General features: G+C 65.6%; 11 protein-coding genes and 1 tRNA gene. 5 read left to right on the top strand and 7 right to left on the bottom strand.

Annotated elements, in window-relative coordinates; all coding sequences use genetic code 11:
* Positions 1-75 precede the first annotated feature (75 nt).
* From EPD66_RS07810 to EPD66_RS07800, 3 genes are all read left to right on the top strand, one after another.
* Positions 76-1,938: a putative nucleotidyltransferase substrate binding domain-containing protein gene (locus EPD66_RS07810; protein WP_142847932.1), complete on the top strand. Its 1,863-nt coding sequence runs from the start codon at positions 76-78 to the stop codon at positions 1,936-1,938.
* A gap of 104 nt (positions 1,939-2,042) precedes the next feature.
* Complete coding sequence (locus EPD66_RS07805; protein ID WP_142847931.1) at positions 2,043-2,564, top strand: hypothetical protein; 522 nt, start codon at positions 2,043-2,045, stop codon at positions 2,562-2,564.
* Between the two features lie 112 nt (positions 2,565-2,676).
* A complete protein-coding gene (locus EPD66_RS07800; protein ID WP_142847930.1) occupies positions 2,677-3,843 on the top strand; it encodes a hypothetical protein in 1,167 nt (388 codons plus the stop codon).
* A gap of 316 nt (positions 3,844-4,159) precedes the next feature.
* Here EPD66_RS07800 and EPD66_RS07795 read toward each other — a convergent pair whose 3' ends face one another.
* The 3 genes from EPD66_RS07795 to EPD66_RS24575 all read right to left on the bottom strand — a co-directional run bounded on the left by EPD66_RS07795 (position 4,160) and on the right by EPD66_RS24575 (position 6,690).
* A complete protein-coding gene (locus EPD66_RS07795) occupies positions 4,160-5,161 on the bottom strand; it encodes an alpha/beta hydrolase (RefSeq protein WP_185961301.1) in 1,002 nt (333 codons plus the stop codon).
* Positions 5,162-5,275: 114 nt separating this feature from the next.
* The gene (locus tag EPD66_RS07790) at positions 5,276-5,731 is read right to left on the bottom strand and encodes a hypothetical protein (protein WP_255448411.1); all 456 of its coding nucleotides are present in this window, start codon (positions 5,729-5,731) and stop codon (positions 5,276-5,278) included.
* Positions 5,732-5,751: 20 nt separating this feature from the next.
* The gene (locus EPD66_RS24575) at positions 5,752-6,690 is read right to left on the bottom strand and encodes a nucleoside recognition domain-containing protein (protein WP_142847928.1); all 939 of its coding nucleotides are present in this window, start codon (positions 6,688-6,690) and stop codon (positions 5,752-5,754) included.
* Positions 6,691-6,996: 306 nt separating this feature from the next.
* On the opposite strand from EPD66_RS24575, the gene EPD66_RS07780 reads away from it, so the two are divergent.
* A complete protein-coding gene (locus EPD66_RS07780) occupies positions 6,997-9,096 on the top strand; it encodes a methyl-accepting chemotaxis protein (protein ID WP_185961300.1) in 2,100 nt (699 codons plus the stop codon).
* A 97-nt stretch (positions 9,097-9,193) separates the two neighbouring features.
* On the opposite strand, the gene EPD66_RS07775 is transcribed toward EPD66_RS07780, so the two are convergent.
* From EPD66_RS07775 to EPD66_RS07765, 3 genes are all read right to left on the bottom strand, one after another.
* Entirely contained in the window at positions 9,194-9,691 is a 498-nt protein-coding gene (locus EPD66_RS07775; protein WP_142847926.1) for a hypothetical protein, read from the bottom strand.
* A 107-nt stretch (positions 9,692-9,798) separates the two neighbouring features.
* Positions 9,799-10,968: a sensor histidine kinase gene (locus EPD66_RS07770; protein WP_142847925.1), complete on the bottom strand. Its 1,170-nt coding sequence runs from the start codon at positions 10,966-10,968 to the stop codon at positions 9,799-9,801.
* Positions 10,969-11,237: 269 nt separating this feature from the next.
* Positions 11,238-11,849 carry an HNH endonuclease gene (locus EPD66_RS07765; RefSeq protein WP_142847924.1) on the bottom strand — a complete coding sequence of 204 codons (612 nt, stop codon included), beginning with the start codon at positions 11,847-11,849 and terminating at the stop codon, positions 11,238-11,240.
* Positions 11,850-12,021: 172 nt separating this feature from the next.
* Here EPD66_RS07765 and EPD66_RS07760 point away from each other — a divergent pair.
* Positions 12,022-12,098 (top strand) — tRNA-Arg (locus EPD66_RS07760).
* Between the two features lie 23 nt (positions 12,099-12,121).
* Here the strand turns inward: EPD66_RS07760 and EPD66_RS07755 are convergent.
* A complete protein-coding gene (locus EPD66_RS07755; RefSeq protein WP_142847923.1) occupies positions 12,122-13,990 on the bottom strand; it encodes a PTS fructose-like transporter subunit IIB in 1,869 nt (622 codons plus the stop codon).
* Positions 13,991-14,010: the final 20 nt, after the last annotated feature.

Below are 14,010 nucleotides of genomic sequence, written 5' to 3'. Positions count from 1 at the left end.
CTTTAGGCGGGCGGGCCTCCGATGGGGTCCGCCCGTTCTTTTTTGGGGGAAGCGAGTAAGTTTGCGGGGGGAAACATGGATGTCGAACTGATTGAAATCCGCGATTTCATCGCGTCACACCATCCGTTCAACCTGTTGCCGAAGGAGGAGACGACCGAACTGGCCCGTCAGGTCAGCCTGCGCTATCTGCGGCGCGGCGCGGTGCTGATGGAGCCGGGCGAGCAGGTGCAGGTGCTGAGCCTGGTGCGGACCGGAGCGCTGGAGACCGTCAGTCCCGAGGGCCATCTGCTGGCGCGCCTCGACGAGGGGCAGGCGGCGGGCGTGCGGGCGCTGCAGCGTGGCGGCTTGGCGGTCAACCGCATCCAGGCCATCGAGGATTCGCTGCTCTATCAATTGCCGGCGGAACATTTCCACCGTCTGCGGGAAACCTATCCCTCCTTCGCCTATTTCTTCGCCTCAGAGACAGGCGGGCGACTGCGCGGCACCCGCCAGGCCGAGGGCGGGCCATCCGACACGCTGGGCCTGACGACGCGGCGGGTGGGCGAATTGCTGCGCCGCAAGCCGATCTCGGTGCCGCGCGGAACCTCGATCCGCGAGGCGGCCAGCCTTATGACCCGGATGGGCATCTCCTGCCTGCTGGTGGTGGAGGAGGGCGAGCTGTGCGGCATCCTGACGGACCGCGACCTGCGCAGCCGCGTGCTGGCCGCGGGACGCGATACCGCCAGCCCGGTCGAGGCCATCATGAGCGCGCCGCCCTTCAGCGTGCAATCGACGGCTTGGCTGTTCGAGGCGCTGATGATGATGTCGCGCCACAACATCCATCACCTGCCGGTGGTCAACGGCAAGGTGCCGGTGGGTGTGGTCACCACCACCGACCTGCTGCGCACCCAGACCCGTTCGGTCGTCTTTCTCGCCAGCGACGTCCATCGCCGCGACGATGCCGAAGGCATCCGCGAGACCACGGCGCAGATTCCCGATCTCGTCTTCGAATTGGTGGAAAGCGGCGCCTCGGCCTATACCGTGGGCAATGCCATCACCGCCATCGCCGATGCTGCGACCGAGCGCCTGATCCAATTGGCCGAGGCAGAGCTGGGGCCGCCGCCGGTGCCCTATTGCTGGATCGCCTGCGGCTCCCAGGCCCGTTTCGAGCAAACCGCCAAGTCCGACCAGGACAATTGCCTGCTGATCTCGGACGACTTCCGCCCCGAGGAACATGGCCCCTGGTTCAAGGACTTCGCCACCCGCGTCTGCCGGGGCCTCGATACCGCAGGCTACATCCTTTGCCCCGGCGACGTGATGGCGATGAACGACAAATGGCGCCAGCCCCTGGCGGTATGGAAGCGCTATTTCCGCAAATGGATCGACCAGCCCGACCCGATGGCCCTGATGCTGTCGAGCGTCTTCTTCGACATGCGCCCGATCAGCGGCGACACGGCGCTGTTCGAGGAATTGCATGACGAGGTGCTGCGGCGGGCCAAGGGCAACCGCATCTTCCTGGCGCATATGATGGGCAATGCCCTGACCCATCAGCCGCCTTTGGGCTTCTTCCGCAATTTCGTGCTGATCAGCGGCGGCGAGCATAACCGCACCCTGGACCTGAAGCATTCCGGCATCGTGCCCATCGTCGATCTGGCGCGGATCTATTGCCTGGACGCCGGACTGCCGCAGCTCAACACCTACGAGCGGCTGCAGGCCGCCCGCGAGGCCGGCGTGGTCAGCCGCCAGGGGGCGGACGACCTGGAGGATGCCCTGGCTTTCCTGGGGCTGGTGCGGCTGCGCCATCAGGCCAGCCAGATCCGCGCGGGCGAGGAGGCCGACAATTACATGCCGCCCTCGGAATTGTCGGGCCTGGAGCGCGGCTACCTGAAGGACGCCTTCGCCGTGGTGAAGTCCATGCAATCCGCCGCCAGCACCGCCTATCGCGGCGGGCGCGGCTGAAACGGGGGCGCGCCGTTTCAGCCGGATGGACGCGGCGGCGCGAAGACGGCTAAAAGACCGGAAAAAGTATCGTTCTACGTATTGGGATTTGGAGGCGGTCTGAGATGTTTATCGATGTGGTGGTCGCTGTCTGTGTTGCTTTCACGGCCTGCGGGATCGTGTTCGCCCTGTTCCATCTGATCAGGGTCCAGCGGCCGCGTTGGCTGATGCCGGTGGTGGCGGCCGTCGCCATCATCGGTGTGACGGCCCATCTGCGCTATGACTGGCAGGACCGCACGGCGGCCCTGCTGCCCGAGCGGATGGTGGTGGTCGAGAAGATGACCTCCAGCACCTTCCTCGAACCCTGGTCGCTGGTGCAGCCGGTGGTGACCGGGCTGGTGGCGGTGGATACCGTCACGGTCAAGCGCAATGCCGCCCACCCCGACATGCTGATGGTCGATCTGGTGGTGCTGCGCCGGGCGGACGACACGGTGGTGGTGCCCCATATGGTCGATTGCGCCGGCCGCCGCGTCGCCCCGCTTCCCGCCGCCCCGACCTTCGGCAGCGACGGCCTGCCGATGGACCTGTCCTGGCGCAGCGGTGCGCCCGAGTCGCTGTTCACCGCCGCCTGCAACACGGCGGTCTGATCCCTCGGTCCCTGTTCCTTCCGCCGGTGCCGGAAAGCGGCGGCATCGGTGGCGGGAGCAGGGAACCAAACTGCGCCATCCGGGTTTCTCCTTTTGGACGAAAGGAGGAGCCATGTTCCGCAAAGACGATCTTTCGGTGCTGCTCGCCAACACCGCCAAACCCGCCGTCACGATCCTCATGCCGGGGATTCGCGCCGGTCAGGAAACGCAACAGAATCCGATTCGCTTCGATAACCTGGCGCAGGAAGCCCATGCCCGCCTGATCGAGATGGGGCTGCGTCCGGATGATGCCGAGGCCATCCTGAAGCCGGCCCGCGAGTTGGGGGAACAGGCCGATTTCTGGAACCATGCCGATCACGGCATGGCCTTCTTCATGGCCCCCGGCTTCTTCCGCTGGTTCGCCGTGCCGACCCAACTGCCCGAAGAGGCGCGGGTGGGCAATCTCTTCCACTTCACGCCGCTTCTGCCGCTGCTGAACCATGACGGCCGTTATGTGCTGATCACCGCTTCCGCGGCGCAGATCGGCGTCTTCGATGCCGGGCGTCATTGGATCCGCGAACGCACGGGGCTGGACCTGCCCCAGGGGGTGGAGGAGATCAACCGCGAGAGCGATTTCCAGCCTCAATACCATTCTGCCCCGCAAGCCCGGCCCCGGTCCAACCGCCCGAGCGGCATGCCGGCGCGGCAGGGCACCAATGATGCCGAGGAACAGCGCCACGCCAACAACATCGAATATCTGCGCCGTGCGGCCGCCGTGCTCGAGAAGGAATTCTCGGGCGAGCCGGTGCCCATCGTCCTGGCGGCCCAGCCGAATATCCAGGGCCATTTCCGCAATCTGCTCGGTCTGAAGCAATTGCTGTCCGAGGGACTGACGCTCAATCCCGATGCGATGTCGCCCGAGGAACTGAACGTCAAGGCCCTGCCGCTGGTCGAGCCGATCTGGCGGGCCGACGAGGAGCGGGCGCGCGAGAAATTCGCCACCATCTATGGCGAGGAGGGCGAGGGCGGAACGAAGGTCACCACCAAGCCCGAGGAGATTATCCGCGCCGCCCAGTATGGGCAGGTGGAATGCCTGTTCCTGGCCAATGACCGCAGCCTGTGGGGGCGCTACGATCCCGCCACGGAAAAGCTGGTCGCCCATGGCCGCCAGGGGGTGGAGGATGACGACCTGGCCGATCTGGCCGCCGCCCAGACCCTGCTCCATGCCGGACAGGTCGAGGTGACGGACAAGGACCATCTTCCGGCCGGTCAGGTCATGGCCGCGCTTCTGCGCTACTGATCCTGAAGCGTGATGCGGGAAATCTGCGTCACGCTCTCAGCCCTCTGCCTTAGCCTAAACGGCCGCAAGCCGCTCTCAACAAAGAAGGGCTGCCCGAGGGCAGCCCTTCCATTGTCGTACGGTCGTGAAGACCGCTTAGCCTTTTCAGGCCGAGATCCCGCCGTTGGCGATGATCCCGCTCACGATGATCGACGACCGATGATGACAATGAGACACGAGATCACCTCCTTTCTGCTGTTGAAGCCTGAACGGTAAATAGAGCCGAACGGAGCCCCGGCAAGGCGGAAGGCGATTTTTTATCCGTGGAAGGGCAGCCTCAGCCCGGGGTGAGGATAGCCTCCAGGCTGCGGTTCAGGAGGACCGGCAGGATCGAGATATGGTCCTCGTCGGGGAATTCGACATAGGTCAGATGCAGGCCGTGTTCTTCCAGCCCTTGCAGGTCGGCTGCGAGATCGCGGGCATTGCCGACCATCCGGTTGGCCTGTTTCCAGGCAAGGCGGCGTGCCGGGTCCGGCCCTTGCTGTTCGCTGGGCGTCAGGACCTCTTCCAGGCCGCCCACGGCGAGGAACAATCTGGTGGTCTTGGCCGGTTGTTGCTTCAGCCGCGCAGCGAAGGCGCTGCCTTCCTTCAGGACCTGGCGGTCGTTGAACCACAGCGACGGACTGCCGGCGATGTAGCTGTCGAAGGAATCGGGGCTGGTGAAAAGCGTGTGCAGGGTGAAGAGCCCGCCGAAGGAATGCCCCATCAGCGTCTCGCGCGTTTCGTCGATGGGGAAGCGCTCTCGCACCAGGGGCTTCACCTCGCTTTCGATGAAGCGCAGGAAGGCCGCCGCCCCGCCCATGCGCGGCCAGGGCGTGCCGTCGGGACGCTGCGGCAGCGACAGCGTTTCCGACGGCGGGGTCAGGTCGTAGCTGCGCCGGACGTCATCGAAGGGGTCTTCGGTGGGATAGCCGATGGCGGCGACCACCGCGGGCTGGATGCCCGTGGCCCGGACCCTGCGGGTGCGCGAGTCGAGGATGTCGGTGATCATGCCGAAGCGGGCATTGCCGTCGAGCATGTAGATCACCGGATAGCCGCCGGGCGGCGGCGGGGCGGCCGGGCGCCAGAGCATCAGACGGTAGGTCTCGCCGCTTTCCGGTGATTGGATGTCGTGGACTTCGCTGCGGGCGATGGTCGCCGGTCCGCCCGTTTCCTTCACCTGCGCCTGTGCCTGCGCTCCGCCCGTGGCGCTGGCGGCCAGGGCCAGGGCGAGTATTGCCCCCGCGACTCCCCGTCTTCCGGCCCCGCGCATCCTGCCGGTCGATCCCTGCCGCTTCATTCCATCCTCCCGTCGCGTCCGCCACCCTTCCATTCAGGGTGTTCCAAAATCATGATAGTAATACGCATTCGCATGTTTTGGAAAGAAGAGCCGTCCTCCGGCCTTGCGGCAGGATCACAGCAGCGGATAGGGACCCTCGAAAAGGTCGCCCAGGGCCCGGCGGCGGCGCATGGCCAGGCGGCGCATGGCGGCGTTGTGGTCGCGGTCGTGGATCATGTGGCAGCGCTGGCACAGGGCCTTGAGGTTCTCGGCGCTGTTGTTGCCGGGATCGTGGTCGAGATGGGCCGTGGCCAGCATCACTCGCCAGGTCTTGGCGTCGGTCATTTCCTCGGAGGTGGGGCGGCGGGTGCGTTTGCCCTCGCCGTTGCGCCACATGCCGGTGCTGGGGCATTGCCAGCGTCCGTCGCCGACCAGGCTCAGGATTTCCTGCCCATGCGGACGGCCGCATTGCTCGCACCGGCCTTTGGCGCGGTGGAAGCGGATGACTTTCGACAGTTGGGGCCAGTCGATGGGATAGAGGAAACGATGGGCACGGCGGATGGGCATCGCGTCAGTATAGAGCAGTCGCATCCCGCCGGGAAATGCTGTTCTTATACGAAAAATGCATGCCCCAGCGTGCGCAGCGCAATGCCGATGCAGGCGCCATAGACGGCGGGGCGCCAGACGCGGGCGACCCGGGGACCGGCCGCCATCAGCACCGCCACGCCGGGAATGTCCAGGGGATGGATCAGGAAGCCGGCGCTTTGGTTGATCAGGGCCGGGGTGATCTGGTCCTGGCGCAGCATTTCGTCGGTCACGCCCAGCATGGCGGTGCCGCCGGCCATGTATTTGGTCAGGCTGGGCAGGACCAGGGCGGTGTCGATGTTCAGCAGCCCCAGCAGCGGGGCCAGCAGCGTCACCAGGACGTCGATCGCCCCCAGATTCCGCAGGGCCGTGACCACCACCAGCGACAGTACCAGCATGGGAATGGCGGTGACGGTGATCTTGAAGGCCTCGGCCCCGGCGCGGTTGATCACGTCCAGGACGCCCTTGGCCGAATCGGCGACGGGATGGCTCAGGCTGTCGCTGGTCAGGTGTTCCTCGTCCGACAGCCTTCGTCCGAAGCCGTAATAGGTCGCCGCCGCCGCCGTCAGCCCGCCCAGCAGGGAAAAGAAAAGCACCGGGCCGACATGCAGCCCCAGCGCCGCCATGGGAAACATCGCATTGGCCTGGGCCATGGCGAGCACCATGGCGAAGGCCGCCGCCAGATGCCGGTCCGAGCTGCCCCGCTGTTCCATCATCGCCAGCGTCGAGATCGGCGCGGCGAAGCTGACGAAATTGATCTGCAAGGCGGCGAAGATGCCCAGCCCGGTCAGGCCGAAAGGCTTCAGGACGGGGGCCAGCCGGGTCACCAGCCAGTCCAGCACCCCCTTGGCCTCCAGCAGGCGCATGATGGTCAGCATCACCACCATGACCGGCAGCAACACGAAGAACGACAATTCTATCGCGGCGCGCCCGGCGGGAAGCAGGATGTCTATGAACTGACTCATGGGCCGCCATCATGGCAGCGGCGGCCGAAGACGCCAAGAGCGGCGACTCGTCCTTGCTTCGATCGCTTCCGCCCTGCCGGGTGCCGCCAAAGGCAAGAGCCGGAAAAGGATAGCATTATAACCATGTGAAAAGTGGTGGCAATTGAGGGTTGTTTTTGTGGCATATGTAGTCTAAAGGGGAAAGTAAGGGGTTTTTGAGTTATTCGCCGCATTGCAGCAAGCGTTAAAAGAGAAATTTAAATAAAATTCTCGGGGGTTCGCATGAGGATGTTTAGTCGGTTGCCTTCCTTGGGCTTGGCCGCGAGGATGCCTTCTCTGGGGTTGCGGGGGCGGTTGATCCTGGCTTTCGCCTTGGTGACTGGCGGCATTGTGGTGGCCTCGGTGGTGTCCATGGTTGCCTTCCGCGAGGTCGGGGGAAATATGGGGGTCATCATTGACCGCCAATTGCCGGCCACGACGGCGGCCCTGCAATTGGCACAGCGTGGCGAGCGGCTGGTTGCCGTGGCGCCCGCCCTGCAGGCCTCGACGACCTCCATGCAGATGGACGAGACGATGCGCCAGATCGAGGGTGAGACGGCCGCGATGACCGCCCTTGCCGAACGCATCGAAAGCAACAACCCCGAAGAGGTCGGCCAGATCCGGACCGAGATGGCGGAACTGGTCGATAATCTCGACGTCTTGCGCGATGCGGTGGAACGCCGCCTGAACCTGGCGAATAACGGCCAGCTCGTGCTGCGCGTGGCCTTCCAGGCGCAGGAGGAATTGCAGAAGCAGTTGAGCCCCTGGCTGACCGTGGCGCGCGCGGAAGCGGAAACCGCGCTTGAAGCCCTGTCGAATTTCGCCTCGCCCGAGACGGCAGCGGCCCTAATTGCCGCCCAGGAGCGTCTGGCTGCGTTGCAGGACGTCGAGGAACAGGGGAACGCCCTGCGCAGCCTGCTGAGCGAGGTGGCGACCACCAACGACATGGGCCGGGCCCAGCTGCTGGCGGCGCGTGCCCCCATCCTGCACGGCCAGCTGACATCGGCGGTGCAGAGGCTCGACGCGGAATTGTCGGGTTCCCTGGCTTCGGCCATCGAGCGGCTGGGTTCCGCCGCCACCGGCTCGTCCAGCCTGCCGCAGGGCCGGATCGAGGAATTGGAGGCCCTGGAATGGGCCGAGGCGCAGCTCCAGGCCAACGTCTTCTATGCCAGCCGCATGATCGGCACCATCAATGATCTGGTCGAGGCCAATCAGGCGGCCATCCGGCAGGCCGGGGCAGAGGCGGGCACGGTCGTCGAGCGCAGCTCGTGGCTGCTGATGGTGGTGGCCCTGCTGGGCGTGGCGACCTCGGTGGCGATCGTCTGGTTCTATGTCCATCGCGGCATCACCCGGCGCCTGCTGGACCTCAGCTCGACCATGGACCGTCTGGCCGGCGGCGAGCTGGAACTGGAGATCAACACCCAGGGCAAGGACGAGATCAGCCGCATGGCCCGTGCCCTGGTCGGCTTCCGCGACACCGCCGTGGTGGTGCGTGACACCCAGAAGAAGGCCGAGGAAGAGCGGCGCAAGGCCGAGGAAACGCTGGCTCGCCGCGGCGAGGCGATCGCCAATTTCGAAAAGGCCGTGCTGGGGATCGTCGGACATCTGGGCAGCGCCTCCGCGACCATGCGCGAGACGGCCGAACTGATGGGCGAGAACGCCCACCAGACCAATTCCCGCAGCGTCACCGTGGCCCGTGCCGCCGAAGATGCCAGCAACAATGTCCAGGCCGTGGCCGCGGCGACCGAGGAACTGAATGCCTCGATCGGCGAGATCGCGCGCCAGGTCAGCCATTCCGCCGAGATCGCCCGGGGCGCCGTGGCGGAAGCCAAGCGCACCGACGGCATCGTCACCGGCCTGGCCGATGCCGCTGGCCGCATCGGCGAGGTGGTGCAGCTGATCACCGACATCGCCAGCCAGACCAATCTGCTGGCGCTGAACGCGACCATCGAGGCGGCCAGGGCGGGCGAAGCCGGCAAGGGCTTTGCCGTCGTCGCCAATGAGGTGAAGAGCCTCGCCAGCCAGACCGCCAAGGCGACCGAGGAAATCGCCGCCCAGATCCAGGCGGTGCGGGGTGCCACCGGCGATGCCGTCGGCGCCATCCAGGGCATCGCCGCGACCATCGCGCAGGTCCACGAAGTGACGGCCACCATCGCCGCCGCCGTGGAGCAGCAGGGCGCGGCGACCAGCGACATCGCCCGCAATGTGCAGCAGACGGCGGAAGGCGCCCGCGAGGTTTCGTCCAATATCGACGGCGTCACCGTCGCGGCCGGTCAGGCGGGTGAAGCCGCCGCCAAGGTGATGGAGGCCTCGGCCGACCTGTCGCGGGAATCCGACCGCCTGCGCCAGCAGGTGCTGTCCTTCCTCGAGGAAATGCGGGCGGCCTGATGATATGGCGCGCGGCCCGGGAAAACGGGCCGTGCCGAAGGACAAGGCAGGGCCGGTTCCGGACAACGGAACCGGCCCTGTTCTTTTTTGGGGCGCCTTAGCGCGCGAGCCCGGGCAGGGCCTCGGCCAGGGCTTGCAGATGTTCGGGCTTGGCGAAGACCGGGGCGCGGGTGGCGGCGCCTTCCTGGCCGGTGATCCTGACGAGGCAGCGGCCATCGGCATAGCTGTTGAAGGTCAGGGCGATGCCGCCGGGCTGCGGCCCGCCGCCATACCGGCCCAGGTCGCGCTGGACCGGCGTCTTCCTGGCCCGTGCCTGCTGGCAGAAGACGGCGCCGTTGCGCAATCCCGTCTGGAAGATCGTCAGGTGCTGGCGGCCGACGACGTGGCGGCTGCTATGACTGCCGCCACGAATGGTGATGACGGCATTCCCGGCCGCGTCGCCACTCAAGGAAAGGGTCGAGCCCCGGCCCGGTTCCTCGCCCCGTGCCGCCGCCTGGAAGCTGTCCCAGACCGGAATGGTGACGAGCGCCCTCTGCGCCTGTGCCGACGGCGCCAGAAGCAGCAGGGGGACAAGGGCGGCAAACAGGGTCTTCATGGCGGGGCATACCTTCCACGGCGGCAGCGATCGTCACCATTCTTTGTGCCGTTGCGGCTTTTCAAGTGACAAGAAAAAAACGATCACGCCGCCGGGCGGGGAAGGCGTCAGGTGAGGGGGAAGCGGATGCGGAAGACGGTGCCGCTGTCCGAGCTTTCATGGGCGAGATAGCCGCCGATCTGCCGCACCAGGGCTTCGACCAGTTTCATCCCCCAGCTTCCGGGACGGGAAGGGCCCATGCCGATGCCGTCATCCTCGACCGTCAGCCAGGCCTCGCGGCCGTTTCCATCGGCACGCAGCCCGACGCGGATGGTCCCGTGATGTTCGGGGAAGGCATGCTTGATGGCATTGGTCGCCAGTTCGTTGAGGATCAGGCCCAGCGGCGTCGCCCGGTCGATGGGCTGCATCATCGGCGCCAGTTCCTTCTCGATCTGCACCCATTCGTATTGGCGGGCGAGGTTGGAGGCCAGCGCCCCCAGGTAAGACGACAGGTTGACGTTCGAATTCGTGACCTGCATGGTCAGCTGGTCGTGGGCGGTGGAGATGGCGATCACCCGGCCCATGACATTGTCCAGCGCGGTTTTCGTCTGCTCGTCCTGCTGCTTCTGCTTTTCCAGCATCAGCGTCGAGATGATGACCATGAAGTTGTTCTTCACCCGGTGCTGGATCTCGCGCATCAGGGTCCGTTGATGCGTCAGGTTGTGCTGGGCCTTCTGCACCTCGTCCTCGGCCGCCTTCATCAGCAGATGGCGGTGGATCGCTCCGCCCAGGATGTTTGCCAGCGACAGCATGAAGTTCACGTCGTCATGGCTGAAGCCCCGCTTCTGCTCGCTGTCGATCTCCAGCACGCCCCAGACCTTGTTGTCGGTGATGATCGGCGTGTTGAGCAGGGCGTGGATATTGTGCTCCTGCAAGGTCGGAGAGATCTTGTAATCCGTGTTGGCCGGCAGGTCCTGGATCGTGACCGGCTGGCGCGTCTGCAAGGCCCGCCCCGGCGGCGAGGCCAGAAAGGTGCCGAAGGTTTCGTTCCCCACCAGCCCTTCCTTCCAGCCGATTCCCGCGACCATCAGCAGGTCGCTCGTCTCCGGGCGATAGCGCAGCACCTTGGTATGGCTGATATCCATCCCCCGCGCCGCCTGGACGCAAGCCAGGTGAAGCAGGGAATCGAGGTCGGTGCTTTCCAGGGCGATGCGGCTGAAGCTGGTGAGGATGTCCTGGTAACAGCGAAGGCGCTTCAGAGCATCAGAGGTCGCATGATGTTCTTCAGGGGCCGTCATGGGAACCTGCGTGCAATGGTACTCTTGGATAAACCCACCACCCCCTTGGCATGTTCCGGCCCGGATTCTCTTTAGTCAGGACTGGAGGAGTAGGTCTCTATGACGGTTCTCCTACGGCGGGAGGGGAGCGCAGGAAAAGCTTTGAGAAGAAGCTGATGTCGAGAAATGCGCGTGCTATCGGGGCGCAATCTTCCGACCAAACGCAATGCGCTCACGCAGATCGTATTGGCGCATATCTGGCGAGCGCAGTTCGCTCGATGACACGCCCTTCATTTGAAATGTTCCAAACCATTCCAGTCGGTGCGCTCGACCGGACGCCGACGTGGGTCTTCGAGGCCCATCTCTTCGAGCGTGTAGTTCATACGGCCAAAATTGCAGGCAGCGCAGGTAACCACTATGTTCTCAAAGCTGTTATCTCCTCCCCTGGCATGGGGAAGGATGTGGTCGAATTGCATCCACAGCGCCATGAAAGCTGCGTGCTGCAGGATGTTCTGGTTTCCCCATGACACAGCGTCCGGATAGGCCTTGACGGCGCGCTTGCGAACCCGGGTATGTACGAGTGGGATGCCGCAGAAGGCGCAGCGGTATCCCCAATGCTCGATAAGCCGCTGCTCTTCGGCGGCGTTTGGCATTCTGGACTTCACCCTGGCCTCGGGTGGAAGATAGGGCGGTGCTCCTTCGATCTTGAACAGAGTGTGGATGTCAGGCCGATGTTTGCCCCACACGCTATCGGTCCATTCCCACACGGCTTTTATGTTTGCCGCGCGAAAAAAAGCGGCGGCAGCCGCGCGGTCGCCACTCAGATGATGATCGACTGCGTTCTGCAGCAACTCCGCAGCTACGAATATCTCCGGAATGGGCTCTCTCAGACGACGTCGCATTTCGTCCTCTATTCTTGCGGCGTATTATACCTTGCCGCCCCACCCTTCGCTAAATCTCGGTTACACTGGCACAGCCAATAGGATTTGAAGCGGTGACGATTGCCCCTTTGCCTTCCTGCGCCAACTGCGCTATATAGACCCTCCGCCGCGTTCACACGCGGGTCCGGCCAGCGCACCCGTAGCTCAGCTGGATAGAGCGCTGCCCTCCGAAGGCAGAGGTCACAGGTTCGAATCCTGTCGGGTGCGCCAATCCTTCCCTTACATTTCTGATTTCAGCCCGGCGCCTTGCCGGTGACGGCGATGCCTTGGTCTTCCTGGGGGACCGGCTTCTTGAGCACCAGCAGGGCGATGGCCGTGACCACGGTGCCTGCGAGGATCGCCAGGGCATAGGGCAGCAGGGGCGAGACGGCGCCGGGGATGGCGAGGACGAAGATGCCGCCATGGGGCGCGCGCAGGCCGACGGCGAAGAACATCGACACCGCTCCGGCCACCGCCGAACCGAGGATCAGGCTGGGGATGACGCGCAAGGGGTCCTTGGCGGCAAAGGGGATGGCGCCTTCGGTGATGAAGGCCAGGCCCAGTACGGCGGCGGCCTTGCCGGCCTCGCGTTCCTGCAGGGTGAAGCGGTTGCGGGCGATGAAGGTCGCCAAGGCGATGCCCAAGGGCGGGGTCATGCCGGCGGCCATGGTCGCGGCCATGGGGGTATAGGTGCTGCTGGCGAGCAGCCCGACCGAGAAGGCATAGGCCGCCTTGTTGACCGGCCCGCCCATGTCCACCGCCATCATCGCACCCAGCAGGGCGCCCAGCAGCACCGCATTGGCGCCCGTCAGGCCCTGGAGGAATGCGGTCAGCGTCGCCATGATGAAGGCCACCGGCGTGCCGATCACATAGATCATCAGCAGGCCGACGATCAGCGTCGAGAGCAAGGGCAGCACCAGGACCGGCTTCAGCCCTTCCAGCGTCTGGGGCAGCTTGATGGCATCGCGCAGCCAGCGCGCCAGGTAGCCGGCCAGGAAGCCCGCCAGGATGCCGCCCAGGAAGCCCGATTCCAGCTGCACCGCCAGCATGCCGCCGACCAGTCCGGGGGTCAGGCCGGGGCGGTCGGCGATGGAAAAGGCGATATATCCGGCCAGCACCGGCACCATCAGGGCGAAGGCCGCCTCGCCGCCGATCTGCATCAGGGCGGCGGGCAGGGTGCCTTCCTGCTCGAAGGCTTCGATGCCGAAGACGAAGGACAGGGCGATGATCAGCCCGCCCGCCACCACCATGGGCAGCATGAAGGACACGCCGGTCAGCAGGTGCTTGTAGGGTCCGGCGCTGTCCTGGTCCTTGCGCTTGGCCTTGGCGGCGGCGACCTGGTCGGCCAGGGTGGCGCTGCCTTGGGGCTCGGGCTGGGACAGCGCCTCGGAGATCACCTCCTTGGGCCGCTTCAGGGCATCGCCCACCGAGGTGCGCAGCAGGCGCTTGCCGCCGAAGCGGTCGAGCGAGACATGGGTGTCGGCGCCGATGATCACCGCATCGGCTTCGGCGATCTCTTCATCCGTCAGGGTGTTCTTGGCGCCGACCGAGCCCTGCGTCTCGACCTTGATGTCGTAGCCCGCTTCCTGCGCCGCCTTCTTCAGCGCTTCGGCGGCCATGAAGGTATGGGCGATGCCGGTGGGGCAGGCGGTGACCGCCACCAGTTTGCCGCGGCCCTTGGGCGCGGCGGGCGGCGGTGCTTGGAACTCGTCCGCTGGGGCGGCGGGGCGGCGGGGTTCGGCCGCTCGTGGGGCGGCGGGAAAGGCCCGGGCCGTCCCGGTCTGGGCAGGGGCGGCTTCATAGCCGCCGGCGGCGCGCAAGGCGGCATTCAAGGCGGTGCCGATCACGGCGTCGGTGTCGCGGATGGCGATGGCGGTCGAGGTGCGGTGGAGGGGCTTGCCCGCGAAGCGGCTTTCATCCACCTGGATATCGGCGGCGATGATGACGGCATCGGCCTCGCTGATCTCCTGTTCGGAGAGCGGAGTCTTCACGCCCTCCGATCCTTGCGTCTCGACGCGGATGTCATGGCCGCGCGCGGCGGCGACCTTCTTCAGGGCCTCGGCGGCCATGATTGTATGGGCAATGCCCGTGGGGCAGGCGGTGACCGCGACCAGCTTCGCCATGATCCTGGACCTCCATCCTT

Source organism: Telmatospirillum sp. J64-1 (assembly GCF_006980715.1).
GTDB classification, from domain to species: Bacteria; Pseudomonadota; Alphaproteobacteria; order Rhodospirillales; family Magnetospirillaceae; genus Oleiliquidispirillum; species Oleiliquidispirillum nitrogeniifigens.
This window is presented reverse-complemented; position numbering and strand designations above follow the sequence as displayed.

Excerpts from the sequence above, each read along its gene's own strand:
- EPD66_RS07795 (WP_185961301.1), bottom strand. The coding sequence starts at position 5,161 with ATGAAGCGGCAGGGATCGACCGGCAGGATGCGCGGGGCCGGAAGACGG.
- EPD66_RS07765 (WP_142847924.1), bottom strand. The coding sequence starts at position 11,849 with ATGCGACGTCGTCTGAGAGAGCCCATTCCGGAGATATTCGTAGCTGCG.
- EPD66_RS07755 (WP_142847923.1), bottom strand. The coding sequence starts at position 13,990 with ATGGCGAAGCTGGTCGCGGTCACCGCCTGCCCCACGGGCATTGCCCAT.
- EPD66_RS07800 (WP_142847930.1), top strand. The coding sequence starts at position 2,677 with ATGTTCCGCAAAGACGATCTTTCGGTGCTGCTCGCCAACACCGCCAAA.
- EPD66_RS24575 (WP_142847928.1), bottom strand. The coding sequence starts at position 6,690 with ATGAGTCAGTTCATAGACATCCTGCTTCCCGCCGGGCGCGCCGCGATA.
- EPD66_RS07770 (WP_142847925.1), bottom strand. The coding sequence starts at position 10,968 with ATGACGGCCCCTGAAGAACATCATGCGACCTCTGATGCTCTGAAGCGC.
- EPD66_RS07780 (WP_185961300.1), top strand. The coding sequence starts at position 6,997 with ATGCCTTCTCTGGGGTTGCGGGGGCGGTTGATCCTGGCTTTCGCCTTG.
- EPD66_RS07805 (WP_142847931.1), top strand. The coding sequence starts at position 2,043 with ATGTTTATCGATGTGGTGGTCGCTGTCTGTGTTGCTTTCACGGCCTGC.
- EPD66_RS07810 (WP_142847932.1), top strand. The coding sequence starts at position 76 with ATGGATGTCGAACTGATTGAAATCCGCGATTTCATCGCGTCACACCAT.
- EPD66_RS07775 (WP_142847926.1), bottom strand. The coding sequence starts at position 9,691 with ATGAAGACCCTGTTTGCCGCCCTTGTCCCCCTGCTGCTTCTGGCGCCG.
- EPD66_RS07790 (WP_255448411.1), bottom strand. The coding sequence starts at position 5,731 with ATGCGACTGCTCTATACTGACGCGATGCCCATCCGCCGTGCCCATCGT.